Source organism: Roseibium sp. (genome assembly GCF_039982295.1).
In the GTDB taxonomy this organism is placed as follows: domain Bacteria; phylum Pseudomonadota; class Alphaproteobacteria; order Rhizobiales; family Stappiaceae; genus Roseibium.
The window spans coordinates 260,109-285,125 of sequence record NZ_JBDWYP010000033.1 but is presented as its reverse complement, the minus strand read 5'-3'; the positions used below and the strand labels follow the sequence as shown (position 1 = coordinate 285,125).

Annotated in this window: 22 protein-coding genes and 1 tRNA gene; 4 read left to right on the top strand and 19 right to left on the bottom strand. The window is 55.6% G+C overall.

What is annotated here, in order from left to right:
* Positions 1 to 30: 30 nt before the first annotated feature.
* The 12 genes from lptA to ABJZ52_RS06535 all read right to left on the bottom strand — a co-directional run bounded on the left by lptA (position 31) and on the right by ABJZ52_RS06535 (position 12,371).
* On the bottom strand, positions 31 to 567 hold the full coding sequence (lptA, locus tag ABJZ52_RS06590; RefSeq protein ID WP_348189424.1) for a lipopolysaccharide transport periplasmic protein LptA: 537 nt from the start codon (positions 565 to 567) through the stop codon (positions 31 to 33).
* Positions 568 to 570: 3 nt separating this feature from the next.
* Positions 571 to 1,221 (bottom strand): LPS export ABC transporter periplasmic protein LptC, encoded by a 651-nt coding sequence (lptC, locus tag ABJZ52_RS06585; RefSeq protein ID WP_348189426.1) that lies wholly within the window; start codon positions 1,219 to 1,221, stop codon positions 571 to 573.
* A 22-nt stretch (positions 1,222 to 1,243) separates the two neighbouring features.
* Positions 1,244 to 1,864 carry a ribonuclease H-like domain-containing protein gene (locus tag ABJZ52_RS06580; RefSeq protein WP_348188690.1) on the bottom strand — a complete coding sequence of 207 codons (621 nt, stop codon included), beginning with the start codon at positions 1,862 to 1,864 and terminating at the stop codon, positions 1,244 to 1,246.
* Between the two features lie 213 nt (positions 1,865 to 2,077).
* Complete coding sequence (locus ABJZ52_RS06575) at positions 2,078 to 3,706, bottom strand: CHASE domain-containing protein (protein WP_348189429.1); 1,629 nt, start codon at positions 3,704 to 3,706, stop codon at positions 2,078 to 2,080.
* A gap of 343 nt (positions 3,707 to 4,049) precedes the next feature.
* The gene (locus ABJZ52_RS06570; protein WP_348189431.1) at positions 4,050 to 4,979 is read right to left on the bottom strand and encodes a restriction endonuclease; all 930 of its coding nucleotides are present in this window, start codon (positions 4,977 to 4,979) and stop codon (positions 4,050 to 4,052) included.
* Positions 4,976 to 7,981, bottom strand: coding sequence for a DNA methyltransferase (locus tag ABJZ52_RS06565; RefSeq protein WP_348189433.1), 3,006 nt, complete (start codon positions 7,979 to 7,981; stop codon positions 4,976 to 4,978). The genes ABJZ52_RS06570 and ABJZ52_RS06565 overlap by 4 nt, the downstream gene beginning before the upstream one ends.
* 168 nt (positions 7,982 to 8,149) lie before the next feature.
* On the bottom strand, positions 8,150 to 9,259 hold the full coding sequence (locus tag ABJZ52_RS06560; RefSeq protein ID WP_348189435.1) for a tyrosine-type recombinase/integrase: 1,110 nt from the start codon (positions 9,257 to 9,259) through the stop codon (positions 8,150 to 8,152).
* The gene (locus ABJZ52_RS06555; RefSeq protein WP_348189437.1) at positions 9,252 to 9,740 is read right to left on the bottom strand and encodes a helix-turn-helix domain-containing protein; all 489 of its coding nucleotides are present in this window, start codon (positions 9,738 to 9,740) and stop codon (positions 9,252 to 9,254) included. The genes ABJZ52_RS06560 and ABJZ52_RS06555 overlap by 8 nt, the downstream gene beginning before the upstream one ends.
* Position 9,741: 1 nt before the next feature.
* Positions 9,742 to 9,960 (bottom strand): AlpA family phage regulatory protein, encoded by a 219-nt coding sequence (locus ABJZ52_RS06550; protein WP_348189439.1) that lies wholly within the window; start codon positions 9,958 to 9,960, stop codon positions 9,742 to 9,744.
* A gap of 85 nt (positions 9,961 to 10,045) precedes the next feature.
* Entirely contained in the window at positions 10,046 to 10,870 is an 825-nt protein-coding gene (locus tag ABJZ52_RS06545) for a hypothetical protein (RefSeq protein WP_348189441.1), read from the bottom strand.
* 34 nt (positions 10,871 to 10,904) lie between these two features.
* On the bottom strand, positions 10,905 to 12,086 hold the full coding sequence (locus tag ABJZ52_RS06540) for an integrase arm-type DNA-binding domain-containing protein (RefSeq protein WP_348199884.1): 1,182 nt from the start codon (positions 12,084 to 12,086) through the stop codon (positions 10,905 to 10,907).
* A 198-nt stretch (positions 12,087 to 12,284) separates the two neighbouring features.
* Positions 12,285 to 12,371, bottom strand: a tRNA-Leu gene (locus tag ABJZ52_RS06535).
* A gap of 186 nt (positions 12,372 to 12,557) precedes the next feature.
* On the opposite strand from ABJZ52_RS06535, the gene ABJZ52_RS06530 reads away from it, so the two are divergent.
* Positions 12,558 to 13,532 carry a complex I NDUFA9 subunit family protein gene (locus ABJZ52_RS06530; protein WP_348189445.1) on the top strand — a complete coding sequence of 325 codons (975 nt, stop codon included), beginning with the start codon at positions 12,558 to 12,560 and terminating at the stop codon, positions 13,530 to 13,532.
* Positions 13,533 to 13,608: 76 nt separating this feature from the next.
* On the opposite strand, the gene ABJZ52_RS06525 is transcribed toward ABJZ52_RS06530, so the two are convergent.
* Positions 13,609 to 13,833, bottom strand: coding sequence for a DUF1127 domain-containing protein (locus ABJZ52_RS06525; protein WP_348189447.1), 225 nt, complete (start codon positions 13,831 to 13,833; stop codon positions 13,609 to 13,611).
* Between the two features lie 156 nt (positions 13,834 to 13,989).
* On the opposite strand from ABJZ52_RS06525, the gene ABJZ52_RS06520 reads away from it, so the two are divergent.
* Positions 13,990 to 15,003 carry a WYL domain-containing protein gene (locus tag ABJZ52_RS06520; RefSeq protein ID WP_348189449.1) on the top strand — a complete coding sequence of 338 codons (1,014 nt, stop codon included), beginning with the start codon at positions 13,990 to 13,992 and terminating at the stop codon, positions 15,001 to 15,003.
* A gap of 6 nt (positions 15,004 to 15,009) precedes the next feature.
* Here ABJZ52_RS06520 and ABJZ52_RS06515 read toward each other — a convergent pair whose 3' ends face one another.
* Positions 15,010 to 15,816: an undecaprenyl-diphosphate phosphatase gene (locus ABJZ52_RS06515; protein WP_348189451.1), complete on the bottom strand. Its 807-nt coding sequence runs from the start codon at positions 15,814 to 15,816 to the stop codon at positions 15,010 to 15,012.
* 187 nt (positions 15,817 to 16,003) lie between these two features.
* Here ABJZ52_RS06515 and ABJZ52_RS06510 point away from each other — a divergent pair, with 187 nt between their 5' ends.
* Positions 16,004 to 16,696 (top strand): glutathione S-transferase family protein, encoded by a 693-nt coding sequence (locus tag ABJZ52_RS06510; RefSeq protein ID WP_348189753.1) that lies wholly within the window; start codon positions 16,004 to 16,006, stop codon positions 16,694 to 16,696.
* Complete coding sequence (queG, locus tag ABJZ52_RS06505) at positions 16,594 to 17,832, top strand: tRNA epoxyqueuosine(34) reductase QueG (RefSeq protein ID WP_348199887.1); 1,239 nt, start codon at positions 16,594 to 16,596, stop codon at positions 17,830 to 17,832. The genes ABJZ52_RS06510 and queG overlap by 103 nt, the downstream gene beginning before the upstream one ends.
* 3 nt (positions 17,833 to 17,835) lie before the next feature.
* Here the strand turns inward: queG and fdhF are convergent, their stop codons facing one another.
* The 5 genes from fdhF to ABJZ52_RS06480 form a co-directional block, all read right to left on the bottom strand.
* Positions 17,836 to 20,604, bottom strand: coding sequence for a formate dehydrogenase subunit alpha (gene fdhF / locus ABJZ52_RS06500; protein WP_348189453.1), 2,769 nt, complete (start codon positions 20,602 to 20,604; stop codon positions 17,836 to 17,838).
* Positions 20,601 to 22,277, bottom strand: a complete 1,677-nt coding sequence (locus tag ABJZ52_RS06495) for an NADH-ubiquinone oxidoreductase-F iron-sulfur binding region domain-containing protein (RefSeq protein WP_348189455.1) — start codon at positions 22,275 to 22,277, stop codon at positions 20,601 to 20,603. The genes fdhF and ABJZ52_RS06495 overlap by 4 nt, the downstream gene beginning before the upstream one ends.
* Positions 22,278 to 22,379: 102 nt before the next feature.
* Complete coding sequence (locus ABJZ52_RS06490; protein ID WP_348189457.1) at positions 22,380 to 23,282, bottom strand: LysR substrate-binding domain-containing protein; 903 nt, start codon at positions 23,280 to 23,282, stop codon at positions 22,380 to 22,382.
* A 5-nt stretch (positions 23,283 to 23,287) separates the two neighbouring features.
* Positions 23,288 to 23,818: an RNA pyrophosphohydrolase gene (locus ABJZ52_RS06485; protein ID WP_348189459.1), complete on the bottom strand. Its 531-nt coding sequence runs from the start codon at positions 23,816 to 23,818 to the stop codon at positions 23,288 to 23,290.
* 9 nt (positions 23,819 to 23,827) lie between these two features.
* Positions 23,828 to 24,868, bottom strand: a complete 1,041-nt coding sequence (locus tag ABJZ52_RS06480; RefSeq protein WP_348311840.1) for a divergent polysaccharide deacetylase family protein — start codon at positions 24,866 to 24,868, stop codon at positions 23,828 to 23,830.
* Between the last annotated feature and the right edge of the window lie 149 nt (positions 24,869 to 25,017).

The window sequence follows — 25,017 nt, the reverse complement described above, 5'->3', positions numbered from 1 at the left end:
CAAGCAGTCAGTGGCCCCAGAAGAATGCTGTTAGTTATTGTCGAGACTGTTGGGCTGGATAAGAACCTTTACACGCCCTGTTTTTTGAGCCTGAAGGTCCGCCTTACCCGTCTTCAGATTGACGGTCAGACGATTGCCAACGACTACGTTCGGCCCCTGACTGAGCACGACTTCATCACCAGTCATAACCATAACTTCACGCTTCATGTCGAAACTGGCCTCATCGCCAGTCGCGGTTTGATCCTTAGCGGAGATGTAGACGCGTCCGGCGGCCTCCAAACGCGAAATTTTTTGCTGCGTGGTGCCCGAGGCGGAGCCATCATAAAAAACCCGCAACTTTTGCGTTTTAAGCTGTGTCTCACCCTGGGTCACGACGACATCGCCTTGAAAGGTGGCGCTGTTGGTCTTGTCTTCGACCTCGAGTTCTTCTGCCTCGATCTGGATCGGCTCCTTGTCGTTGGAGCCAAAGCCGGCGAATGCATCGGAGAAGGTTTGCGCAGCGGAGTAACCGGTCAATGCGCATAGAGAAAAAGCGCCAATAACAGCTACCTTTAGAAATTTCATCATAGGTTATTCCTCTTGCGCGCCCGGGGTCAGCACCATCTTGATACCGTCGGTAAACCGGACGATCCCCTTGTCCTGATCATAGGTCAATTGTCCAGCGTGAATGTTGCCATTTTCCGATCGGATCGAGAACGGCTCTGTCGTTTTCAACGCCCCGGATTTCAAATCAATAGTTACCTCAGCGAGGTCGACAATGTAGCCTTCACTCCACTCCACCTGAAGGCCATCATAGAGCGCAAGAGTTTCAGCGCCATTGTCATATGTTCCCTTGAGTGCTGAAACCTTCGCACTTTGAGAGGGGTCTAGCACGATATCGGCCCGGATGTTCTCAAGATCGATGATCCGGGGATCGCTTAGCCGCTGGATGGCTCTGACTGCGGACACTTTATAGGATCGTTCCCCGTCATGGCCGGAAAGCTCCGGGCGGTCCATAACAAGGCCGTCACTGCTAAGGCTTACATTTCCAATGCCGAGCCCGGTCAAAATATTGAACACGATGACCAATGCAGCCATGCCCGCCAGAATCAGCACCCCGGTGAGCGGCAGCAAGATACGTAAAACCTTGACCATCCGGCTGTGGCGACGCGCAGCGCGCTGTGCACGGCTTTCTGTAGGCTGTGCGGTCACTCCAGTCGTATCGGCTACTGCCATCGTCATTGCAGCGTGGATCCTCTAACGCTCATGAATGAGCGAAAATATCGTTTTCGTCCCAACCCTTGAGATCGAGCTCGGCGCGAGCCGGCAGGAATTCGAAACAGGCGTTGGCAATTTGCGTGCGCTCTTCTCGCTCGAGCATAGCTTCCAGGCGCATTTTTAGCTTGTGCAAGTGCAACACATCAGATGCTGCATAGGCCAGCTGTGCGTCCGAGAGGTTTTCGGCGGCCCAATCAGAGCTCTGCTGCTGTTTCGACAACTCGACCCCCACGAGCTCGCGGGTAATGTCCTTCAGGCCGTGGCGATCCGTATACGTCCGCACAAGCTTTGATGCGATTTTGGTGCACCACACCGGAGTCACCGCGATATCCAGATACTTCTTCAGAACGGCTACATCAAATCTTGCAAAATGAAAAATCTTCGGCTTGGAAGGATCAGCCAAAAGTCTGGCAAGGTTGGGCGCCTCGGGTTGGCCCCGTGCAATCTGCACTACATCGGCACTCCCGTCGCCCGAAGACAGCTGCACGACGCACAGACGATCTCGATGAGGGTTGAGCCCGAGGGTTTCAGTGTCAACCGCGACAGCCTCGGCATTTTCATAGGCAGAAAGATCAGGAAGATCGAGCTTGTGGCTGCGGATCGTCATAACAGTCACTGGCTCCTCAAACTGTCCCTGCGGCCTGCGGAGGAACTCAGGTAAATCGTGGCAAAGACGCCCATTTAAGATCATCTGTCAGGTAGAACATGAAAGGCCTTCGCGCAAGGTTTCCCCGACGCAATTCCTCTCTTTCGACCGCCTGCCAGGCAAACCGGGGCAGTATCACCCACTTCAGGGTGCAACAGCTATTGATCGCAGTCGTCAGGAAACAGAGGCATGCGGAAGGCGGATCAGAATACGGGTCTGAGATTCTCCGATCTCCCGCTCGATCGTGCCCGAGAGCTCCAGCTTGATGTTCATATCAATCAAACGCGTGCCAAAGCCCGTTTTTTTATCAGCCTGAAGAGCAATCGGCGCGCGCTTTTCGACCCACTCGATCAAAAGGCGGCGTTGGCGGCCACGCCCATCGATCCGCCAGGAAACAGACAAGACACCTTCAGCATCTGTCACAGCACCGTATTTGAGCGCGTTGGTCGCAAGCTCATGGAAGACCAGTCCCAATGCCTGGGTCGCCTTTTCGTTCACCTCAACCGGGTCGCCAGACAGAGCTTCATTGGCCACGTCATCACCAAGGACTTGAGACACTTCAGAAGAGAGCAGCTCCCTCAAATCCGCCCGCGACCACTGCGGGCGGGTCAGCATATCCTGAGCGTTCGCCATCGAGATCATTCTCGACTGGAAGGACTGCGAGAACTCTTCGAGGTCTTCGGAGTTGCTGGCGGTCTGACGCGCAATTGCCGCGATACGGGCAATCGCGTTTTTCAAGCGATGCTTCATTTCCTGAAGCATCAGTTCCTTTTCTTCGAGGCCTTTTCGATTTGCAGTTGCCAACGCCCTTGCAGTCATACCTGCGCGGAACTGGGCATGAGACAGCGCGGCTGCAAAAAAAGCGATCAGAAGGACCCCGACGCCGAGCCCATAGACCGGATAGTAGTCTGATGGATCGCGAAATTGTCTGGTTGGATAGATGTTGAATTCCCAATTCCTGCCCGCCACCTCGGCAGAAACGATCACCCTTGGCCCGCTATCCGCGACGCGGCTTTCGAAACCGCCGGATTTGTAAAGCTGAATCGGCTCGCTGCCGCTGACGTCGAATGTCTCGACCAGAACCGGCAACTGCGCTCCAGGCTCCAATGCCGCACGGTGAAGATCGCCTGCGCGAAAGGGGGCGTAGATAAATCCGTCGAGCAAGTCTTCCGCGGCTCCGTCACCCTCGTCAGCGCCGCGCGCATGCCAGGGAAGGTAGACAAGGAAGCCTGCCTGTTTGTCCTCGGTGATCTCCTGAACCAACTCCACCGGGCCGGAAGCAACCGCATCCCTGAGCTCTACGGCGCTTCTCATGGCCATGCGGCGAACCGGATCGCTGTACATGTCGTAGCCAAGGGCTGCCATGTTTCGCGGATTGGATGGTTCGAGCAGAATGATCGCGGTCCTGAGGTCTTCAGACGACTCCGGCCAGATTTCACGATCCAGATTGTAATTTCTCTTGAGATCAGCCGCGATGCCCGGCTCTGCATCTGGCTCAAAGACCTTGGCAAACCCGATCCCTTGAACGCCACTATACTCGCCGCTTAGATCCAGCCCTGAAACAAAGGCCGAAAACGCCTGCTCACTCACCTCGCCCTTGTTGGCAGAGTAGAGCGCACGCGTTGCGTGAAGCAGAGAGATGTGGTTTCCCACCCTCGAGACAATGCTGTTGCTAGCCTGCTCCGCCAAGGATGTGAAACGGCTTGTTTCGGCAAGCTTGACCGCCTCATGGTAAGACACCGTCGCACTAAGGCCAACTGCGGTAACCAGCAGAAACACAGAGGGAGAAATCAGGCGATACATTTAGGCTCCTGAAGAACAGTAACGCATCTTATTTTCTTTTGGGAAAGCAACAACAGATTTTTGGAGCCGCAGCATTGCCAACAAAAACATAAGCGCCACTTAACGCAGTTAAGTTGTCGCCCTTACTGCATCCAAGAGCATCGGCACCGGCTCAAAAAACGAAAAAAGGCCCGGAAACCGGACCTTTTTTCGGAATTTCGGATTTTGGCAGTCCATCCGAAAGAATATTTGGTGCCAGGAGAGGCATGTGATTTTTTAAATAAGTAATTGATCTATAATATCTCTATTCAGCTCAATTTTTGAAAGACCAACAAAAAGACCAACATTTTACTCGCAATAATCATCAAACGCCATCGAACCACCCGTCGTTAATGGTCACCTCCTCGATCATTCGTGTTTTCACTCCCAGATCATATTGCTTCAACAGGTCGCAAAGACGGTCGCCGTCGATAAGGTCGATGGCAATGGCTCCGTCTCGGGTGGCTTCCTCCGAGGACTGACTGGTGAAGGTTCCCGTGGTGATGAATAGGCCCTTGTCGGCCCGGCCTTGTACGGCGCCGCGAAAGTCGCGGATTTCCTTCGAACCGACACTGCCCTTCCAGCGCTTACACTGAAAATAGACCTGAAACGAAACCAAATTGACTCGCAACACCCCGACGCCATCGATGCCGCCATCGCCGGTCTTGCCGCGCACTTCCACTTTGATGAACCCGGCTTCCCTGAGGAGCCGCTGGGACAGGCGCTCGAAAGCGGCCGGGTCCATGGCGCGTATGACTTCCAGAAGCCTGACCTTCCAGTCCGCCGCGCCGCCATTGTCTTCTTCCGGCTCCAACTCGATCTGATCCGGGGCGGCTTGGCGTTTTGCCTTGCGCGCAGCTTCCTTCTCCAACTTTTCCTTGCGCTTGGCCTTGGACCGCTCGCGCTCCTCCTCAAGAACCTTTTTATGAATGGTTTCGGTCTGCTCCCTGCTAATGATAGCCTCGCCATCATCGGTGAGCGCCCAGATGCCTCGGGATGAATTTTCCAACGCCCCGCCGCGCTTCAGATACGTGCGCGCCCAGGCAAGGAAATAGGCGACGCGGGTTCGCGGATCGTCACCGGGCTGGGTGTAAGATTGCTCTTCCTCGGACAGGCCTTCGATCTCGATGACTTTTTCTTCTAGCTCCTGAATGGATGCCGAACCGCCGATCTGTTTCAAGGCCTCAATCGTCGCCAGCATCATACCCGGTAGGTCCGGCATGCCGGTCGGCTCTATAGTGAAGCGCCGCATCATTCTTGCCCCTTCATACTGGAGCGCAAAGCCTTCTCCAATGGACTACCGCTGGCACTGAACGCGCTTTTTCTTTTCCTCTCCACTTTCGGTTTGACCTTTTTCGCTGTTGCCTTGGCTTCGGCAAGTGCGCGCTCCTGATTCAATTTAAACAGCCGCGCCAGGATTTCATCCTCAGTTAGCTTGCCGTCGCGCCAGTCGTCGCCCCAGCCATAGGCCTCGGCCACCGCTTCATCCAGCGCCTTGTGAGCATGGTCCAGCCAGGCAGGCCTGGCGTTGTAGAGGTTGGTGAGCGTGCGTTTTTTGAGTTCCTTTGCCGCGGCGTCGTTCTTCGGCAGGATTCGGTCAGGATAGCCCAGCACGACCTCGGGTACCCGCTCCACCAATTCGACGGGATTTAGCCAGTTTTCCCGTAACTCGTTCAAGCGTGCAGCAGCAGCGTCAATTTTTTTCGCACGCGGGTCATCGGCGCAAGCGGCGGCAGGGATATTGGGTGTAAGGCCTTCGGGGAAGGGGAAGGTCTCGAAGGTGGTGGAGGGTGTATAACGAGGATCATTTCCAACCCCTAGTCGGTTACCTAAGCGTATTGACCACTCGACATGGAAACAGCTTTGAAGAATTCCAAATTGAGTATCGTCGTCTCTGGCAATTACAACAGTAGTACTATCACAAAGAGTGTTTACATTTGCCCATACGAAGAACCTATGTTTCGAGGTCAGGCTAGTAGCTATATAACGACGTTTAGAAAGTGCATGGCTTCTCATCTTTGGCATAACCTCACCAAAAAGCCACCAGTTACGCCGTCGTATCTCGCGGTTGTTTTTAATACGGTCTGGGTAAACGTTCTCAGTAACGTGCAAATACGGTTTTTCGTAAAATGCAGCCTCTTCATCCGTTTTTCCAAAGAAATCAACAACCCAACGTGCGCGATCACGAGTTACGATGTCTCGTCCTGACCACAGGCGTTTCAAAACGTTTGAGTTCTTGGAACCATCCGGGTTGGTTGGCAATTGCAGCCATTCCCGTGCAACCTCTTCGGTTACATCGAAGGGGCCGTTTTTTTGAATCCCAATAAAGGAAATTTCTTTATTTTGCGAGAGTCTTACTGCCGTTGAATAGTCGGCTGAGCCTAGATTTGGCCTCAGGTCAGCAAAAACGCCGTTGACCACAGTACCATTCAACTTATCGGGTCCATCATGGGAAATTCCAAAGCAAATCAGGGCCACCCGAACAGCAGCGCCCTCAACTGTCCACTCCTCGTCGTTCCAAGCATCAAAAATCCGACCGTGTTTAAGAATACTCTCTAAGACGACTCGACTTTCTTTTCCTGCGATCGAGTTTGTAGCCACTAGCCCTGCTCTTGAAAGATTGCCCGACCGAATTTGCCCCCAAGCTTTGACAAACCAATATGCCACGAGGTCGACACCGTCCGGCACCTCGGTATAAGCCCGACGTAGAGTGGCTGTGTAATCCTCGCCAAGTTCACGGATCATCTTTTTATTGCCCAAAAACGGCGGGTTCCCGATCACCACATCCGCCTTTGGCCAATCCGCCTGCGTTCCATCCTCATTCAAGACCGCATCGCGGTTTTCGATCGTGTTGAGCGTGCGCAAAATCGGATTTCTGGCCGCTTCAAAGCCGTTCCGCCGCATCCATTGGATTTCACCAATCCAGACAGAGACGCGCGCCAACTCCGCCGCATAGGCACTGAGCTCTATCCCGAGCACGACCTCCGGTCCAACTTGGGGAAATCCACGTGGCAAGCCCAGCGCCTCGGCTTCCAGATTCACCCGATGTTCGATATTCTTGAGTTCCAGCAAGGAGATATAAAGAAAGTTGCCCGAGCCGCAGGCCGGGTCCAGGGCCCGGAAGTTCTTGATCCTTGCAATAAAATCAAGGTGCAGCTTTTCAGCCTTGTCCAGCGCCCGTGTGCGTGCGGCCAGTTCCTTGCCACGCAACAGCTTTTCTTTTGTCTGTTTCGGGGCCTTGTCGATCAAAGCCTCAATCGCTGCCTTTACCTCGCCCCATTCGGCCAGAAGCGGTTCGACGATGACCGGATTAACAATCTGCATGATCTTTTCACGGTCGGTGTAATGAGCGCCAAGCTGGCTGCGCTTGGCCGGGTCCAAACCGCGTTCAAACAATGTGCCAAGGATAGACGGATCAATATCCGACCAGTCCAGCGTTGCTGCACGGATCAGGTCATCCAGATCTTCCGCTTCCAAGGGCAAGACATCATCACTGTCAAACAACCCGCCATTGAACCAATCCACCGTCTCAAAACCAACCATTCCGCCTTTTTCTTTCATGGCGGCAAACAGGCTCTTGGCATGTATGGCAAATGTGTCCGGTTGCGGCCGGGCAGCCTTGATCATCCGCTCAAACATCTTGTTCGGAAGCAGATCCACATCTTCGGCAAACATGCAGAACACAAGCCGGTTGATAAAATGAGCGACCTTGTGTGCTTCGTGGCCACGATCCCTGAGACTTTGGGCCATATTGGCAAAATTCTGCGCGGCCTGTTCGGTAACCAATTGCCGGGTTTTGCTAGGCTTGAGCTTCTCCGGATCGACGAAGGCATTGCGCAGCAGATCACGGTTTGTCGCGTCGGTCAGATCATCAAGCAGGATCGTGTGAACGTTTTGAACCGTGTTGGTCCAGTTGGTGTGGATGCGGATCACATCCATATCCGAAACGATAAGAAGCGGCGGATTTTCCAGCGCAATCGAATACTGTAGGAGCTGGTCGAAGGCCTTGTCGAGATTCGCCCGCTTGCCCTTGTATTCCCAAGCAAAGCTGTTTTTGCGCCAGACATCCGCCCAGCCTTCGCCACCACTCGTCTTGGACGCGCCTTTTTCAAAGGTGAACCACTCACCGGTAGGATCCGCAGTTATCGGATCGTCCAAGCCAAGGAGCCTGCAAATGTCATTGAAGTGGGATTGGGAAGCGGTACGTTCTTTTAATTGAACATTGCGCCATTTCTTGATGAATTCCGATGGCGTCATTTAGCGGACCCTGATTCCAACAATACAAGTGTTACATAAACCTAACTGCGATCTGAGGTTGTTTCCAGAGGGAACTCCAGTCCCGAGCACCTTGCTCTTGCAGCACCAGAATTGATCCAAATGATTTGAACTGCTTCATTCCTGTCTGAGAATGCAGGTCCCTATCCTCTACCCGGCATTCGCAGCCAAGTGCTTCAGAACCTGCTGGATTGTCATCGCGTCCGGCGCCTCCCCAGCTTCTAGCAATGCCTCGCCTCTTGTACCCAAACTCCCCAAAATCTCCGCCTGCCGGTGGCTTGAAACCTCGCCGTAGCTGGTGAAGGTCGTCAGCACATGTTCATGGCCAAGGTTCTGGCTCCAGGCCTTAAACTCTTCCGGCGTTCGACATTGGCGTTCGCCGATCAGCGCCAGCGTCTTGCGAAAACTGTGTGGGTTGAAATAGGGCAACCCGGCACCTTCGAAAGCCTGCCGGAAGATCTTACGGATCGGCCCTGCATTCGACCAATGGCTCCGCGACAGGCCTAGCGCGCCAAAGACGCGTTTGTCAGTCAGGCCAACCCTGGTTGACGGGAACAAGGGATCATCAGGACTGTACAGCCTTTCCTGGGTCAGAAAGCCAATCCAGTCGCGAACAATGGCTTCCACATCGACGCCAACAGGGAAGAACAGGGACAGGATTGTCTTGCGGTTCTTGGTGCGCACGGTTCGCGCATCCTGATTGACCGTTCGCCTCTCCAGATCCACATGCCGGATCGATAGCGAGGCCATTGCATCGTCGCGCACACCGGTCAGGAAGGCGAATGCGACAAGTGCGCGGTTGCGCCTTTCGATATCGGTTTCGGCTTTCATGGATTTCAGGACATGGTTGATCTGATCGGCGCTGGGCACGGGCCTCTCCCGCTTGGCCGTGGCAATGCGACCATCATTGGCGGAGGGATTGAAATAGTCAGCGTCCGAATAGCTGATCTTGGACTTGTAGCCCGGCTGCCCCGCCAACCAATGGAAAAACGCCTTCAAGGCCATCAAACGGGAATGGATTGTCGCCTTCGCCAGTGACTTACCCGTCTTCGGATTGATCTGTTCCGCCTGCTGCCGTTTGAACTTGCGCGCCTGCTCGATGTGAAAGGCGGCAAAGTCCTTGTGGCCGGTGGAGATCTCGAACAGGGTAAGGCTCGCCGCCACCTGGTCCGTGCTCTTTTCCGACATGCGCTTGGCCTCTTCCAGATAGGCAAGGTATTTGCGCTTAATCCGTTCGTTTTTCGAGTGGTGCTTACGCATGGTTTTTCAGCTCCTTTTCAAAGTGATCATTTGTGCAGGCAATAGCGCCCTCACCTATGGGTGTTTCCGCCTGCGGTTCGATCACCGTCAAAATCGCCTTCAAGGCCTCCAGACCGCTTGTTGAAACGCGCTTGTGCATCACCGTGGAACAGGCCTCGCAAAGCGCCCTGAGATTGCCTCCGGTGGCCGTCATGGGGTGGAACTCGACCTCATCGAACGCCGGGCGTCTGGGCGCTTTGCAGGACATGCAGAAGCATTCGTCCGGACGGCAGGACTGTTTCGGCCTGCGTTTGGTTTCGAGGAAACCCTTGAGGTCGCGCCCCAGGATCAATGCCGGACGTTGATCATTCAGGCACTCCAGGCCCTGTTTCAACCACCGCCGCACAGTGCCTTTGGCGACACCCAGCGCCCGCGCCGCCTCTTCGACTGTATAGCTGCGGTGGATCTTGATCAGGCGCCCGGTCGGACGCTTAACCGCCACGCTAGGCCGTCCCCGTTTCCAGAAGTGCGCGGATGTCCTCCACGCGCCAGACGGTGATGCGCTCTCCGAGTTTGACGGGTTTTGGAAATCGTCCGTCTTTCACGCCAGCCCACCAGGTCGACTTGCTGACTGGGATGGGACCTTCGGGCGCAAGAATGGATTTCAACCGGAGAAAACCAGTTTGAGGAAGTTCGGTTCGGAATAAAACTTTCGCATTCATGGTCGCGTTACCTGGACTAAACCGGACAACCCCGGCTGGTAACGGAAGACCTATTTTGTAAATGCGTGATTCGGGATGTTGGAACCTATTCTCCGGAAGGGGAGGTTATATCCTCCTTGTTTTGTCGCCCGGAATTTACAGCCCGGACCGTAGCCTCCCATGCAACATCAGGCATGTGATCTCCACCACAGGCCCACGCCGCTTCCAGAAACTCCATAAAAATCGTGTTCGGTCCTGAAGGTGCTTTCTCACCGGTAAGCAAAAACCACAGATGGGCAATTCGAGACACAAACTCATGGCGCCACTCCGACTTTGGTTTCCCGCCCTGTGGGGGCGAGATTTCATCGTATCTTTCGCCTGCCCAAAGCTCAAAAAGCCTTAGTTCGGAATCCAGCAATTTTAGAAGTTGAATAAAGTCGTCTGTAACAGAATACCGGAATGCCCGATCTTCCTTTGAAAGATCATTCATAATCGCTGAAAAATGCGGAATTTTTTCAATTTCAATTCTTGAGAATTCCGCAATGGATTCACGAAGTTCGCTACAGTTCTCGAGAAATCTTCTACAATCTCCTATGTCGAATTCTCGACGTTCTGGTGATCGGGAAGCTATATCCGAAAAAGCAAATTGTATGTGTGATCGAGCTAAGTTGTATGGGCCGAAAATTCGCCAAATTAATAATGAATAACGACTATTTTCCACTTCTGATCGGAACATAGGTCGCTTACTTCGAGAAGCAACGCTTTTTATTACATCATCGATCGGCAACCACTTTTGTGACCCATGCTCAGGCACGTAATCTTTGGGGATATTTTGTAAATCCATCGACATCATTCGGAGAGATGCATCTTGCAATATTCTCTCATGGTCTGACGCTTCATGGCTAGGAAAGGTGGAAACTTTTTCGCGCACAAATAGCCCCGTAAGAACTGTGCGGATAACCAGACTATAGCAGCTGCCTGATCTCCGCTGCCCACCAGTTTGCCATACGAACTCTCTCATCCCAATAGACGGCCCGGTGATAAGCTCTGCGGACTTCATCCGCCCCCACGTGTCCCAGCTCTGCCTCGATCGCGTCCGGATTCCATTTGCCGCTTTCGTTGAGCAAGGTTGACGCCGTCGCCCGAAAGCCATGCGCGGTCATTTCCTCCTTGGTGAAGCCCATCCGACGCAAAGCGGCATTCAAGGTGTTTTCGCTGATCGGACGCTTTGTCGATGAAACGGACGGGAAGACGAGTAGTCGGCTCCCGGTCAGTTGGTACAGTTCTTCAAGGATCTCGACTGCGGCGCCAGAAAGAGGCTTTCTGTGCTCCCTGCGCATCTTGGTTCGGGGTGCCGGAATTGTCCAAGTCGCGTTTTTCAGATCGAATTCAGTCCATTCAGCCAGTCTGAGCTCGCCGGGCCGCGGATAGAGAAGTGCCATCAGCTTAAGCGCGGCACGGGTCTCGTAAGAACCTTCATATTCCCAGACACAGCGAATAAGACCCGCCAGGCGCTGCCAGTCGGTAATTGCCGCCCGGTGGACCACCTTGGGCGTCGTCAGCGCTCCACGCAAACCGAAAGTGGGATCATTGTCTGCACGTGCCGTCGCAATCGCAAATCTGAATACCTGGCCTATCGTCGCCCGCAATCGGCGCGCTGTCTCATAGTTTCCCAGCGCCTCTATCTTTTGCAGGGAAGCCAAGATTTCTGAAGCAGTTATGTCCCTGATAGGCCGCCGACCAAGCTCCGACCTTGCCAAATTAAGAAGCCAGCGCTTTTTGGCAAGAGTTGTTTCGGCAAGCCCATCGCGTGTCACCTTCGAAAGCATGTCGTCTGCAATGATGTTGAATGTATTTGCACTGGAGAGCGCTACTTCAACCTTTTCAGCTTTGGCTCGCGATGCCGGATCAATTCCCTTGGCAAGCAGAGCCTTCGCAGCATCGCGCTTTTGACGCGCGTCCAGGAGGCTCACTTGCGGATATTTGCCTAATGCAAGTGCTTTTTGCTTTCCGCCGAACCTGTAGGCCAAACGCCATAGCTGACCACCTGCTGGCTTTAACAACAGGTACAAACCTTGGCTATCGCTCAGTTTTTTATCTTTTTCCGGAGCCTTCAGGCGCCGAATCTGGGCATCCGTCAGCGGCATTTTTGGTCTCGCATCACTGAATAAGACCAACATAAAAGGAACGCTTGTTGGTCTCTGACGCGAAATAGTACCAACAATTGATCCGGATACCAACAAACCTTACCGGACAACACCGGACACCAGAAACGAAAAAAGGCCCGGCGAACCGGACCTTTTTCGAAGTGTTTCGGATTTATTGGATCATCCAAAACCAAAATTTGGTGCCCAGGAGAGGACTCGAACCTCCACGCCCTTGCGAGCGCTAGCACCTGAAGCTAGTGCGTCTACCAATTCCGCCACCTGGGCTGTGAGAGGGGCTTTTAAGGACGGGTCGGGATCTTGTCAATCACAGAAGTGAAAACATTTACACTCATTCACAAGCAGAAAGGCGAACCCCTTCACAGGGTGACACCAAAGGTCTAAGAAACTGAGGAACGTTTGGTTCTCGCAAGAACTGCAACATCATTTGGACGCGACAAGGGGTCAACCGGCATGTCCATGGCTCTCAATGGAAAACTCGTAACAGTCTTCGGAGCATCCGGCTTTCTCGGACGCCATATCGTGCAGGCTCTTGCCCGCCGTGGCTACCGGATTCGCGCGGCAGTGCGCCGACCGGATCTTGCCGAACACCTCCAACCTCTTGGAGCGCCGGGCCAGATCATGCCGGTGCAGGCCAACCTGCGTTACCGATGGTCGGTTGACCGGGCCGTTCAAGGTGCAGATGCCGTCGTGAACGCTGTCGGGATCCTGTTTCCCTCAGGCAAGCAAAGCTTCGACGCGGTGCAATCATTCGGACCGCGCGCGATCGCCGAGGCTGCACGTGCAGCCGGTCTTTCGAGGATCACGCACATCTCTGCGATTGGCGCTGACGAGGCGTCCGCCTCCGACTATGCGCGTTCCAAGGCCGAAGGCGAGAAAGGCGTGCATGAGACGCTGCCGGGCAGTGTCATTCTGCGTCCCTCGATCGTGTTTGGTCCGGAAGATGATTTCTTCAACAAGTTCGCTTCCATGTCTCGGATCGCCCCGGTACTGCCACTGATTGGCGGCGGCGAAACAAAATTCCAGCCTGTCTACGTCTGTGACGTCGCAGAAGCGGCGGCAAAGTCTGTTGACGGAGTGCTGACCGCTGGCGCCACGTATGAGCTCGGTGGACCAGAAGTCGTCAGTTTCAAGGAATGTCTGGAGCTGATGCTCCACGTGACCCGTCGCAAGCGGACGCTTCTGCCAATTCCGTTTGACGTTGCAAATGCTCTTGGCCGCGTCATGCAGATCCTGCCGAAACCACTGCTCACGGCAGATCAAGTAGAGCTTCTGAGAAGCGATAATGTCGTTTCGGAAGTGGCTATCAAGGAAGAGCGGACCCTCGAGGGCATGAGTGTCAAGCCGGCGACGCTGGCCGCCATCCTACCGACCTATCTGGATCGCTTTCGTGAACACGGACAGTTTGACGCGCATCGCGCCGCCTGATCGAAGGTCTTAACACTGATTTTTGAAACGGGCGGTCCAGGCCGCCCGTTTGGCTTCCGTCGCGCATAGCTTAGCGTCACCGCCTTCGGCGCAACTCGTCCGGCATCATTTCAAACCCCCTAGCGGTACGGGTGACGCCGATATCGCGAAGGCCACGATCATCGAGCCTGCGAAGCGCTCGAATGGTTCTACGGTATTCCAGCACTTCCCGTATCTGCCTGCCAATCAAGACAAGCAGCGTGAGAGGCAGGCTCCGGCTCGCCGCCTTTTGGCGGTAGATTCTATCGGTTACCATGGTCATGAATTCAGCTCCCTTTTCTGATGGCCGCGGGTGAAGTCCGTCCGGCGATAAAAAAAGAATGCCCGGTCAATCCTGACAGCAGGGAGTCAGGTATATTCCCGTTATGTTCCTTTTTCTGAGAATCTGTCAGAATTGGCTGAATGGGAAAGGAAGCATATGAACCCGATAGAACGTGCATTGGGCATCTTGCTGCTCCTCACAGGTGGAAAGCTTGTGACCGCAACAACGCTTTCGGAGCGCTTCGAAGTCTCGCTAAGAACGATCTATCGTGATGTGGATCGCTTGCTTGCGCTTGGCATTCCGATTGAAGCCGAGCGGGGCGCAGAGGGCGGCTACCGTCTGGAGAAAGGTTTTCTTCAGCCGCCTGTTGCGTTGACCCGTAGGGAGACTGCAGCACTTCTGACCGCCCTCGCCCTTGTGCGCGGCATTCGGACCATACCTCTCGTGGACGAGCTGGTCGCCGCTGAAAGCAAGCTCGTGGCATCACTTCCAAAGTCGGTGCAACCGCTCTTGAGCGAAGCCGACCGCATTATCGGTATCGAGCCAGTACCACCCGACATTTTCCATGCAGGTACACACCTCGAACCAAATGCTGGTTGGCAAAGTGCCCTCGATGGCTTCATGTCTGGCCTTCTGGCGAGCAAACGTGTTCGCTTCGATCATCTCAACCCGGCGCGGCCTCAACCTCGAGCCCATGACGTCGAGCCCTATGGCGTCTTGTTCGATCGGGATCTTTGGTACCTTGTCGGCCGATCTGTCGATGCTGACAGCCTGAAAATCTATCGCGCCGATCGTGTTCACAACATCGAAGTCAGCGGTTTCAGATTTCTACCGGACAAGACCTTTTCCATAGGACAATTTCTCGGCGGGGCCTGGCTGTCTCAGGCCATGCGCCGCTGGGAGGCAGAGCGGCCAAGTGCTTTGATACGGGTCACGGCTCAACACGCGACTAAACTCATGACCGACTGGTACTATCGGCATGCTGTTTTCACCCCCGGGACTGACGGCAAGGTTTTGATCAGCATTCCTGATGTCAGTCGAGACCGCCTTTTTCCCTTGATCCGCTGGCTCGGCCCGGGAGCTGAACTCATCGAACCCACGGATCTCAGAGAACCGCTCGCAGCTGAACTCGAAGACCTTGCAGCTGTGCACAGGGCGCAGGTGCCATGACTTCGATCAGCCGAGGTAATAGAGCCCCATAAAGCCGAGCAGGCCAACAACAATGCGCCACCAGGCAAAGGGTGCAAAACCGTGCCGTGTGACGAAATCGAGTAGGCCTTTCACTACAAAGACGCCAGCGACAAAGGATGCAATGAAGCCGATCGTAATGATCACGGCGTCATTCATCGAAAGAACATCGCGGTTCTTGTAGAGATCATAAGCAAAGGCGCCGGCCATCGTTGGCATGGCCAGAAAGAAAGAGAACTCAGCTGCAGAACGCTTGTCGGTGCCCATCAGCAAGGACCCCGCAATTGTAGAGCCCGACCGGGAAACACCCGGAGCCATGGCAAGACACTGAAACAGGCCAATCTTGAAACAGAGGCTCAGCGGATAGTCCATCACGTCGGTGTAGCGCGGCTTAAGAGGCAGCCTGTCGATCCAGAGCAGAATGATGCCGCCAACCAGCAGGGTTGTGCAGATCAGAGCAGGTGACTCGAACAAGACGGTCTTGATAAAGCCATGCGCCATGACCCCGATGACGGCGGCCGGCAGAAAAGCCAAAAAAATGCCGAAGACAAACCGCCTCGACTTTCCATCGCTCGGCAATGCCATGGCCAAGTTCCAAAGCCGCGCGGCATAGACAGTCAGGATCGCGAGGATGGCACCAAGTTGGATCAAGACCTCAAAGGTCTTGCCTGTGCTCTCAAAGCCCAGAAAATGCCCCAAAAGCAGAATGTGACCGGTCGAAGACACCGGAATGAACTCTGTAAGACCCTCAACAATCCCCAGAATCAGCGCGTTGATGATCGTTTGTTCTTCCATCAAAAAAGTCTCCAAATGGCCTAAAAATCAGCTTTGCCGGATACCGCCAAAATCGACACACAATTTCCAATAAATTCGGTTCGCGTCAAACCCTTGATAACCACCCTTAGGACATAATTGACAGCTATCGGCACGTTATCAGGTGCCGTACACAAACCGTCTCCAACAGGCTGTTCCAACCTCTTTCATGCTCACGCTCTATCATCATCCGTTCTCGCCGTCGTCCCGCTTCGTTCGTTTGATGCTGAAGGAGTACGGAGCCGAATATCAGGAACGGACCATAAATCCCTGGGAGCGCCCCGCGGAACTGCTCGAACTCAACCCGGCCGGCACAGTGCCCGTCCTCGTTGAGAACGATGGACCTCCCATTTGCGGCCCCTCGCCCATCATGGAATACCTTGACGAGACGCGCGGTTACGCCGTCGCGGACAGGCGTTTGATGCCGGATCACCCGGATGCGCGCGCAGAGTGCCGCCGTCTGGTCGATTGGTCCCTCAGCAAGTTTGACCTTGAGGTCGTCGGCCATCTTGTCCGGGAACGGATCTACAAGCAGACGATGCCGAAGTCCGCAGGCGGTGGCGAGCCAGACTCTGCCGCACTGCGGGTCGCACGCGCAAACATCCACCACCATCTGCGATATTTCGGTTATCTTGTGGCTTCGCGCAGGTGGATCGCGGGGGATCGGCTGTCATTCGCCGATTTCGCGCTCGCAGCCGAGCTTTCCTGCGCTGACTATCTGGGTGAAGTGCCATGGGCGGCGGAAGACAACGTGAAGAGCTGGTACGCTCGGGTCAAATCACGACCGAGCATGCGGCCACTTCTGGGCGAAAAGATCCTGGGAATGCCGGCGGCAGCGACCTATGCGGATCTGGACTTCTGAGCAATACGGCAGCCAAGCCCGGCAAGACCGAAAAGCTGATCAAGGCGCTCGAAGACAAGGCCTCAAGCCTCGGGTTCGACGGGCTCAGGATCACCTCCGCAACCAGCATTCCACGTGCCCCCGAGCGACTGCGCCAGTTTCTGGACGCGGGCCATCACGGCAGCATGAGCTGGATGCAAGAGACCGCCGAACGCCGAGGGGACCCTCGCACACTTTGGCCGGAAGTCAGGTCAGTGATCATGCTGGCCATGAACTATGGGCCCGAAGGCAACCCGCTTGCTCATCTGGATAACCCGCAAAGCGCTGGCATATCGGTCTACGCCCGGCACCGGGACTATCATGATGTCATCAAGGGGCGGCTGAAGGAGCTTGCCAATTTCATCGGCTCGCGCGCGGGCGGTGATGTCAAAGTCTTCGTCGACACAGCTCCCGTCATGGAAAAGCCACTTGCAGAAGCGGCTGGCCTCGGATGGCAGGGCAAACATACAAATCTGGTGTCCCGCGAACTCGGGTCCTGGTTTTTTCTGGGATCGATCTTCACGACATTGGAACTGCCCCCGTCCGGCGGAGAGGTCGATCATTGTGGTTCCTGCCGGGCCTGTCTTGAAAGTTGCCCGACTGACGCCTTCCCGGCCCCCTATCAGATCGACGCACGGCGCTGCATTTCCTATCTGACGATCGAGCACGCAGGGCCGATCCCCGCAGAGTTTCGAAAACCAATGGGCAACCGGATCTATGGCTGTGATGACTGCCTGGCAGCCTGCCCCTGGAACAAATTCGCCTCGACGGCCAGCGAGGCAAAGTTGATCGCGCGAGAGGATCTGAAATCACCCCGGCTCGACGACCTTCTCCCACTTGACGATGCCGCATTTCGAAAGCTCTTTTCCGGATCGCCTATCAAGAGAATTGGGCGAAACAGATTTTTGCGGAACGTGTTGATCGCTGCCGGAAACTCAGGGGAATCGGAACTCCTGACGAAAGTACGAGCCCTGTTGGATGACGATGCCCCCATAGTCAGAGGCGCCGCAGTCTGGGCCTTTCGGCAACTTGCACCGGAAGACGAGAGCTCTGCAGAGCTGGCACGACGGTTCGAAAACGAAACCGACCCGGGCGTTCGCGAAGAGTGGGCTGCCTAAGCGCTACTCCGCAGCCTCGAGCATCGCTGGCGCTATCCTCGCAGCGCAGTACTTGAACTCCGGAATTTTCCCGAAAGGATCCAACTGAGGATTTGTCAGGAAATTCGCTGGAGCCTCATGAAAACAGAACGGAATGAAGAGCATTCCAGTTGAAACGTCGCGGTCGGCGCGAAGCGTCAATGTGATCGTCCCGCGACGGGTTTCGACCCTCACCTGCTGTCCGACTTCCAATCCAGCCTTGCGAATTTCCTTGGGATGCATGGACACAACAGGCTCCGGCTCGATCGCATCCAGCACTGTTGCACGACGTGTCATGGCGCCGGTGTGCCAATGCTCCAGCATACGACCTGTCGTCAAAACGAGCGGGAATTCCGCGTCCGGCAACTCGGCTGGAGGCACAAGGTCCGTCGGAACAATCCTTGCCCGGCCGTCACTGGTCGGGAAGGACTGGCCGAAGAGAATCTCATTGCCAGGTGCATGGTCATCGTCCGCGGGATAGGTCACCGTTCCATCGCGTTCCAATCGCTGCCAGGAAATGTGCTCCAGCGAACGCATGTGCGTGCGCATTTCCTCGTAGACCTCCGGCACGCCCGAGTAATCCCAATCCAGACCTACCCGGTTCGCAAGTTCGATGATCAGATCCAGGTCCGGTCGCGCCTCACCTGGTGCAGGAACGCAAGGACGTCCGATCTGGACCTGACGGTTGGTGTTGGTGAAGGTGCCGAGTTTTTCGGCGTGAGCCGTAGCCGGCAAGATCACATCCGCATGCCAGGCAGTCTCCGTCAGGAAGATATCTTGCACGACAAGGTGCTGCAGGCTCGTCAGGGCCTTGCGCGCATGATGCTGGTCCGGGTCTGACATGGCCGGGTTTTCGCCCATAACATACATGGCTTCGATTCCACCGGCGAGGATATCATCCATGATTTCAACGACGGTCAGTCCACGCTGCGGATCCAGCGTGCGTCCCCAGGCATCCTCGAATTCAGCCAGGATCGCCGGATCTTCAACCGAGCGGTAATCCGGGAACACTTGCGGAATGAGACCTGCGTCCGAAGCACCCTGCACGTTGTTTTGACCGCGGAGCGGGTGGAGGCCGGTCCCGGGCCTTCCGATGTGTCCGGTTGTCAGTGCCATGGCAATCAGGCAGCGGACGTTGTCGGTTCCGTGCACGTGCTGCGAGACGCCCATCCCCCAGAAGATGATCGACTTGCCGCTTTTCGCGTACAGGCGAGCGACATCGCGCAGGGTTTCAGCGTCGATGCCACAGACAGGTCCCATTGCCTCAGGCGTAAAATCCGCAATCTTGTCCTTAAGTGCCTCAAAGCCATCCACATGCGCTGCAATGTATTGGCTGTCGTAAAGCCCTTCGGTGATGATCACGTTCAATATTGCGTTCAGCATCGCGACGTCGGAGCCGGGCTTGAACACCAGCGCATGATCGGCGAAACGCATCAGACCCTGGTGACGCGGGTCCATGACGACAAGCTTGGCACCACGTTGGGCCGCCTGCTTCAGATATGTTGCCGCAACAGGGTGGTTCTGCTCAGGCCGTGCACCGATGACAATGATACAATCCGCATCGAGTGCCGCACTGAAGGGCGCCGTGACCGCGCCAGAACCGATACCCTCCATCAGCGCAGCAACTGAAGAAGCATGGCACAGACGCGTGCAATGGTCGACGTTGTTGGTGCCAAATCCCTGACGGATGAACTTCTGGAAAAGATAGGCTTCTTCATTGGAGCCTTTGGCTGATCCAAAGCCAGCGAGACCTGCCCCGCCCTTTTTGCCGTAGCTCTTTTTCAAGCCATCTGCAGCGCAATCAAGCGCTTCCTCCCAGGATGCCTCCCGGAACACGGACAAATAGTTGGACGGGTTTAGCCTCCGGCCAGGGTCTTTGGGTGCATCCTCCCGCCGAATCAGCGGCTTCGTCAAACGCTCAGGACTTGAGACATAGTCGAAGCCAAACCGTCCTTTGACGCAAAGCCGGTTCTCATTGGCAGGTCCGTCGCGCCCTTCGACCTTTACGATCTTGCCGTCGCTGACCGACACTGAGGTCAAACAGCCAACGCCACAGAATGGACAGACACTGTCGACGGTTTCGTCCGGATAGACCATTCGCATCGCAGCCGTCTCATCCATCAGGCTTTTTTCGAAGAGTGCGCCCGTCGGACAGGCAGACACGCATTCACCGCAAGCGACACAACTTGAAAGGCCCATCGGGTCCGCGAGGTCGAAAACAGGCGCCGCGTGATTGCCGCGCCACCCCATCCCGATGACTTCATTGACCTGGACCTCACGACAGGCTCGCTCGCAAAGGTTACAGGCAATGCAAGCTTCAAGATTGACGGCAATTGCGGGATGGGAGACGTCCTGCGCCGGCTTTTCGCAGGGTGTATAACGGCTTGCGGTAACGCCAAGACTGTCAGACCAGCGCCAAAAGTCACTTTCCGGATCAGGATGCGCATGCCGCTCTGGCTGATCGGCCATCAATAGTTCGAAAACCATTTCGCGGGCCTTGGTTGCCCGTTCAGTCGCCGTGTTCACGACCATACCTTCGGCAGGATGGCGGACGCAGGAGGCAGTTAGGGTGCGCTCCCCTTCGATGTCCACCATACAGGCACGGCAATTACCGTCCGAGCGATAGCCCGGAGCATCCTTGTGACACAAATGAGGAATGTCGACACCTTGCCTCTTCGCCACTTGCCAGATGGTTTCATGTTCGGATGCGGTGACGGACTTTCCGTCAAGCGTAAAGGTGACGGCGGCGCTCATTGCTCAAACTCCTCCGGGAAGAATCTGAGGACTGAGGACACTGGGTTGGGCGCAGCTTGCCCAAGGCCACAAATAGACGCTGAACGCATGACCTCATTCAAATCCGCTATTTTGTTCCTGTCCCAGGTCTCCTCCGCCAGAAGCGAGACCATCTTTTCCGTACCTGAGCGGCAAGGCGTGCACTGACCGCAGCTTTCATGTTTGAAGAACCGCATGAGATTGAGTGCGACGTCGCGCATATTGTCGCGATCTGAAAAGACCACCACGGCATGGCTTCCGATAAAACAGCCGTGTTTTTCCAACGTGCCAAAATCGAGAGGTTCATCGCCAAGTGAGGCTGGCAGGATCCCACCAGAAGCTCCACCGGGAAGATAGGCCTTAAAGGTATGACCGTCCTCCATTCCGCCGCAGAACTCTTCGATAAGTTCCTTCATGGTGATACCGGCCGGCGCTTCTTTGACGCCCGGGTTCTTAACGCGCCCGGAGACTGAGAAAGACCGAAAACCCTTGTGGCCACGGCGACCCTGAGTGGCGAACCAGTCCGATCCTTTCTCGATGATGTCACGGAGCCAGAACAAGGTCTCAACGTTGTGATTGAGTGTCGGTCGGCCAAACAGTCCCACTTGTGCAATATATGGTGGCCTGTGACGCGGCAGTCCGCGCTTGCCTTCGATGGATTCGATCATCGCGCTTTCTTCGCCGCAGATATAGGCACCTGCGCCACGCCGGAGTTCGATATCTATCGTCGTGATGACACCACTCTCTCTGAGAAGCGCGATTTCGGCTTTCAGGATCGCGAGAACGGCCGGGTACTCATCGCGCATGTAGAGGTAAATGCGCTCCGCACCAATTGCATGGGCCGCAATGAGGGCGCCTTCCAGCATGCGATGCGGATCCCGTTCAAGATGGTAACGATCCTTGAACGTCCCTGGCTCTCCCTCATCTCCATTCACGGTCAAATATTTCGGCCCCGGTAGGTCGTGAACAATCTTCCACTTTGTACCGGTGGGGAACCCTGCTCCGCCCAGACCGCGAAGGCCAGCTGCCAATGCATGATCGGCGATGTCGACAGCGTTCAAACTTCCAGCCCTGACCTTTTGCAACACCTCATAGCCGCCGGCTTCAAGATAGGCTTTCAGCCCTACAAACTCTGGAAGAAGCGGTTGTTGATCTCCCGCATAGATCGCCGAGTGAACCGCGAGTTCATTCGCGTTATCGATGGCCGTCTTGCCGACCTGGACCGCAGGCGCGCCCGCGCATCTTCCGATGCAGGGAACCTTTTGAACCCTTACCTTGGAAGGATCCAAACCTGTTTGAAGAGAGGCTGCCAGCACTTCGCTGCCCTTGAGCGAACAGGCAATGCTGTCGCAGACCCTCACTGTCAGTGGAGCAGGCGCCGCTTCGCCTTCCCGAACGATGTCAAAGTGGTGATAAAAACTCGCAACCTCGAAAACCTCGGCCTGAGACAGACGCATCTCTTCGGCTAGCGCCTTCAGATGCCGAGCATGCAGACACCCGAATTCGTCCTGGATCTCATGGAGATATTCAATCAGAAGGTCGCGCTTCCGCGGCTCATCTCCCAGGAGATTGCGAACATCTTCAAGGGCTTTTTCTTCGAGCTGACGGCCCTTGGGCTGGGACGGCTTTCTGGAAAGCCCCTTGCCGAATGTCATGTCATCTGTTCCCACTGGCTATAACAGCTTGAGGAAACGTCCTTCCATTCGCAATGGCAAGTCATCAATGCGGATTGTCTGATAATCTGAAATTATCAAATTTCAGGAAATTTCCGGTATCGCGGCAACCAGAGCTGAAGTCACAGGCAGCGCTGGTTCACGCTGTGGCACCAGAATGCCAAGCTTCGCCCGGGCATCAGGGGCGACCAGATCGAGAACCTGCAGGCCCTCACTCAGCCCAGCGTCCACCTGAAGGCGTGGCAGGATTGTCGCAAAGCCACCGTCGCGAACAAGTGCAAGTATGGCGTTGAAGCTGTTCGATTCAAATAGGGTTTCAGGCGTCTTACCTGCCCTTGCAAACGCAGTTTCTATGATCCGGCGGTTCTGCATGTCGGGCGTCAGCAAACAAAGTGGCAGGTCAGCCGCCCGAGACCAGGTCATCTCCGTCGCGTTGTTCGCTTTGAGATCGACATTTTTCGCCGCTACGAGACAGTAGGTTTCCTCGTAGATCGGAAATGCTTTGCAATCCGCCGGAGTGCCTTCAGCCAGGTAGGTGAGCCCTGAATCAAGGCTAAAGTCCGCCAGTCCAGCCTCAATCGCAGATGATGACAGCGATAGAACCCGGAAGGTGATGCGAGGATGAATCCGCGCAAGGCGCCCGCAAAGGCGGCCCCCGTACGGCGCTGCCGATGGTACAACTCCGAGCCGCAGGACCCCAGAGGGGCTGCCAGAAACGGCGACGTCTTGCACCAGGCCGCCGCAGTCCGACAAAATGCGCCTTGCCCAGACGAGGATCCGCTCTCCCTCCGGCGTAAAACCCTCGAACCGTTTTCCCCGGAAGATCAATGGCGTTGCGAGAGCTGCCTCCAGACGCCGTATTCTTGCTGACAGGGCTGGCTGCGACAGGCCACATGCAGCGGCAGCCCGAGCGAAATGCCTGTGTTCCGACATGGCTAGAAGAAGGCGAAGATCAATCAGATCGAATGGAGGAAGACGATCCATCATCTCGGCTAGGCCGTCAGATGAGAAAAAGCAGCCACAACATCTTCATAGACGCGCCGTTTGAAGGGGACGATCAATCCGGGCAGTGTCCGAGCGTCCACCCATTTCCATTCGCAAAACTCAGGCTTATGGCCATCAGGCGGTGAGAGAACGTTGATCTCATCAACCGGGCCGTCGAAACGCACAGCAAACCATTTCTGCGCCTGTCCGCGGTATTTCTTCCGCCGTGACACGGCGACAACTTCCGCCGGATAGTCGTAGGTCAGCCAGTCAGCAGTCTCGCCGATAACCGATACGGAACGGATCGAGGTTTCTTCGTAAAGCTCTCTCAGCGCGGCTACTTGTGGATCCTCGCTGGCGTCGATCCCGCCCTGCGGCATTTGCCATGCGAATTCGTACTCGGAAGCTCCATTGCCGTCGTCGCGCTTACCGACCCAGACCTTCCCGGCCTCGTTCAGCACCATGATTCCGACGCAGGGGCGGTAAGGCAGTCCGTCCGAAACGACTGGAAAGCCAGGGGCCGTTTTTTCTTTAGGCACGGAAATCACTCACCGATCAATTGTTGCGCTCACGGGGACGAGCAAAAGGCCCCGCTCTTCAAGGTCGCGAGACCAGATCTCAAGCTGACGGATTGTGACCGGCAGCGCCGAACCAGAGGCCACGGCCACACCACGTGCTCTCGCGACGCCCTCCAACTGAAGCAGTTTCGCGTTGATCTGATCTTCCCGTGGAACGGCATCCAGCACGACATCAACCGCACTGAAGGGCGCTTTAACCTCGGCGGCGACTTCTGCAGACATGCTGCGCGAAGATGCCCCGTTGTCGACGAACATCAGGCCGCGGCCGGTGAGCTTTTCCAAAAGGTACTGCATGGAGGGTCGCGTCGAGGTATAGCGCGCACCCATCTCATTGATGACGCCAACGTAGTTTGTGACCCGTGTCATCAACCAAGCCAAACGATCCATCATCTCACCGGGACGCAGACTGATAAGCAGAGTATGCGGACCGGGATCATTGTCAGGAAAGTCGAAGGGCTCCAGCGGCAACTGGAGCAGAAGTTCGTGCCCCTTGGTGCGTGCGCTCTGCATCCAGCGGTCCATGTTGGAGCCATAGGGCGCCATGGCAAAGGTCACGTCGGCCGGCAGACTGTCAATTGCATTCTGCGTACCGGCCTCACTCAGCCCAAGTCCACCGATGATTACTGCGATCTTTGGAATCGACGCAAATTCACTCGAAAATGGGCGCGCATAGGCATCCAGAGGCCGGACACCATCAGAGCTGATACGCGGCAAGAACCCGTAGTCTGATCTCTCGCTGACACGCGGATCCGCGTTGATCAGAAGCCCCGCAGACGTCCGATTGTCCGCGGCCGACGCCTGAAGGTTATAGCGAGGCCCAAGACTGGCATTGTTCTGTTCGCGCCTCAGATTCGGTCCCAGATCGCCTTCCAGAGATGGGCGAATTTCAACTACTTCGATATCTCGAGAAGAGAGGCCGTTGACGGCATTCTCCAGAGGCACGACGGCAACCGGCTCGCCGCCGAAGGGATCGTTCACCACGCCCATCCAGATCGCTGCAGTTGTCGCCACAACGCTCAAGATCCCCACCCCCATCAATCCAAAGGGGAGACGAAGGATTCGCCGTTTTCCAAGTCCTAAGGGTGCAGAGAGATCTTCACTCGCCATGGCGTCCGTCGGGCATCCTTTGTTTCGGCTTGAGCAGAAGAGTGGTGGCCGCG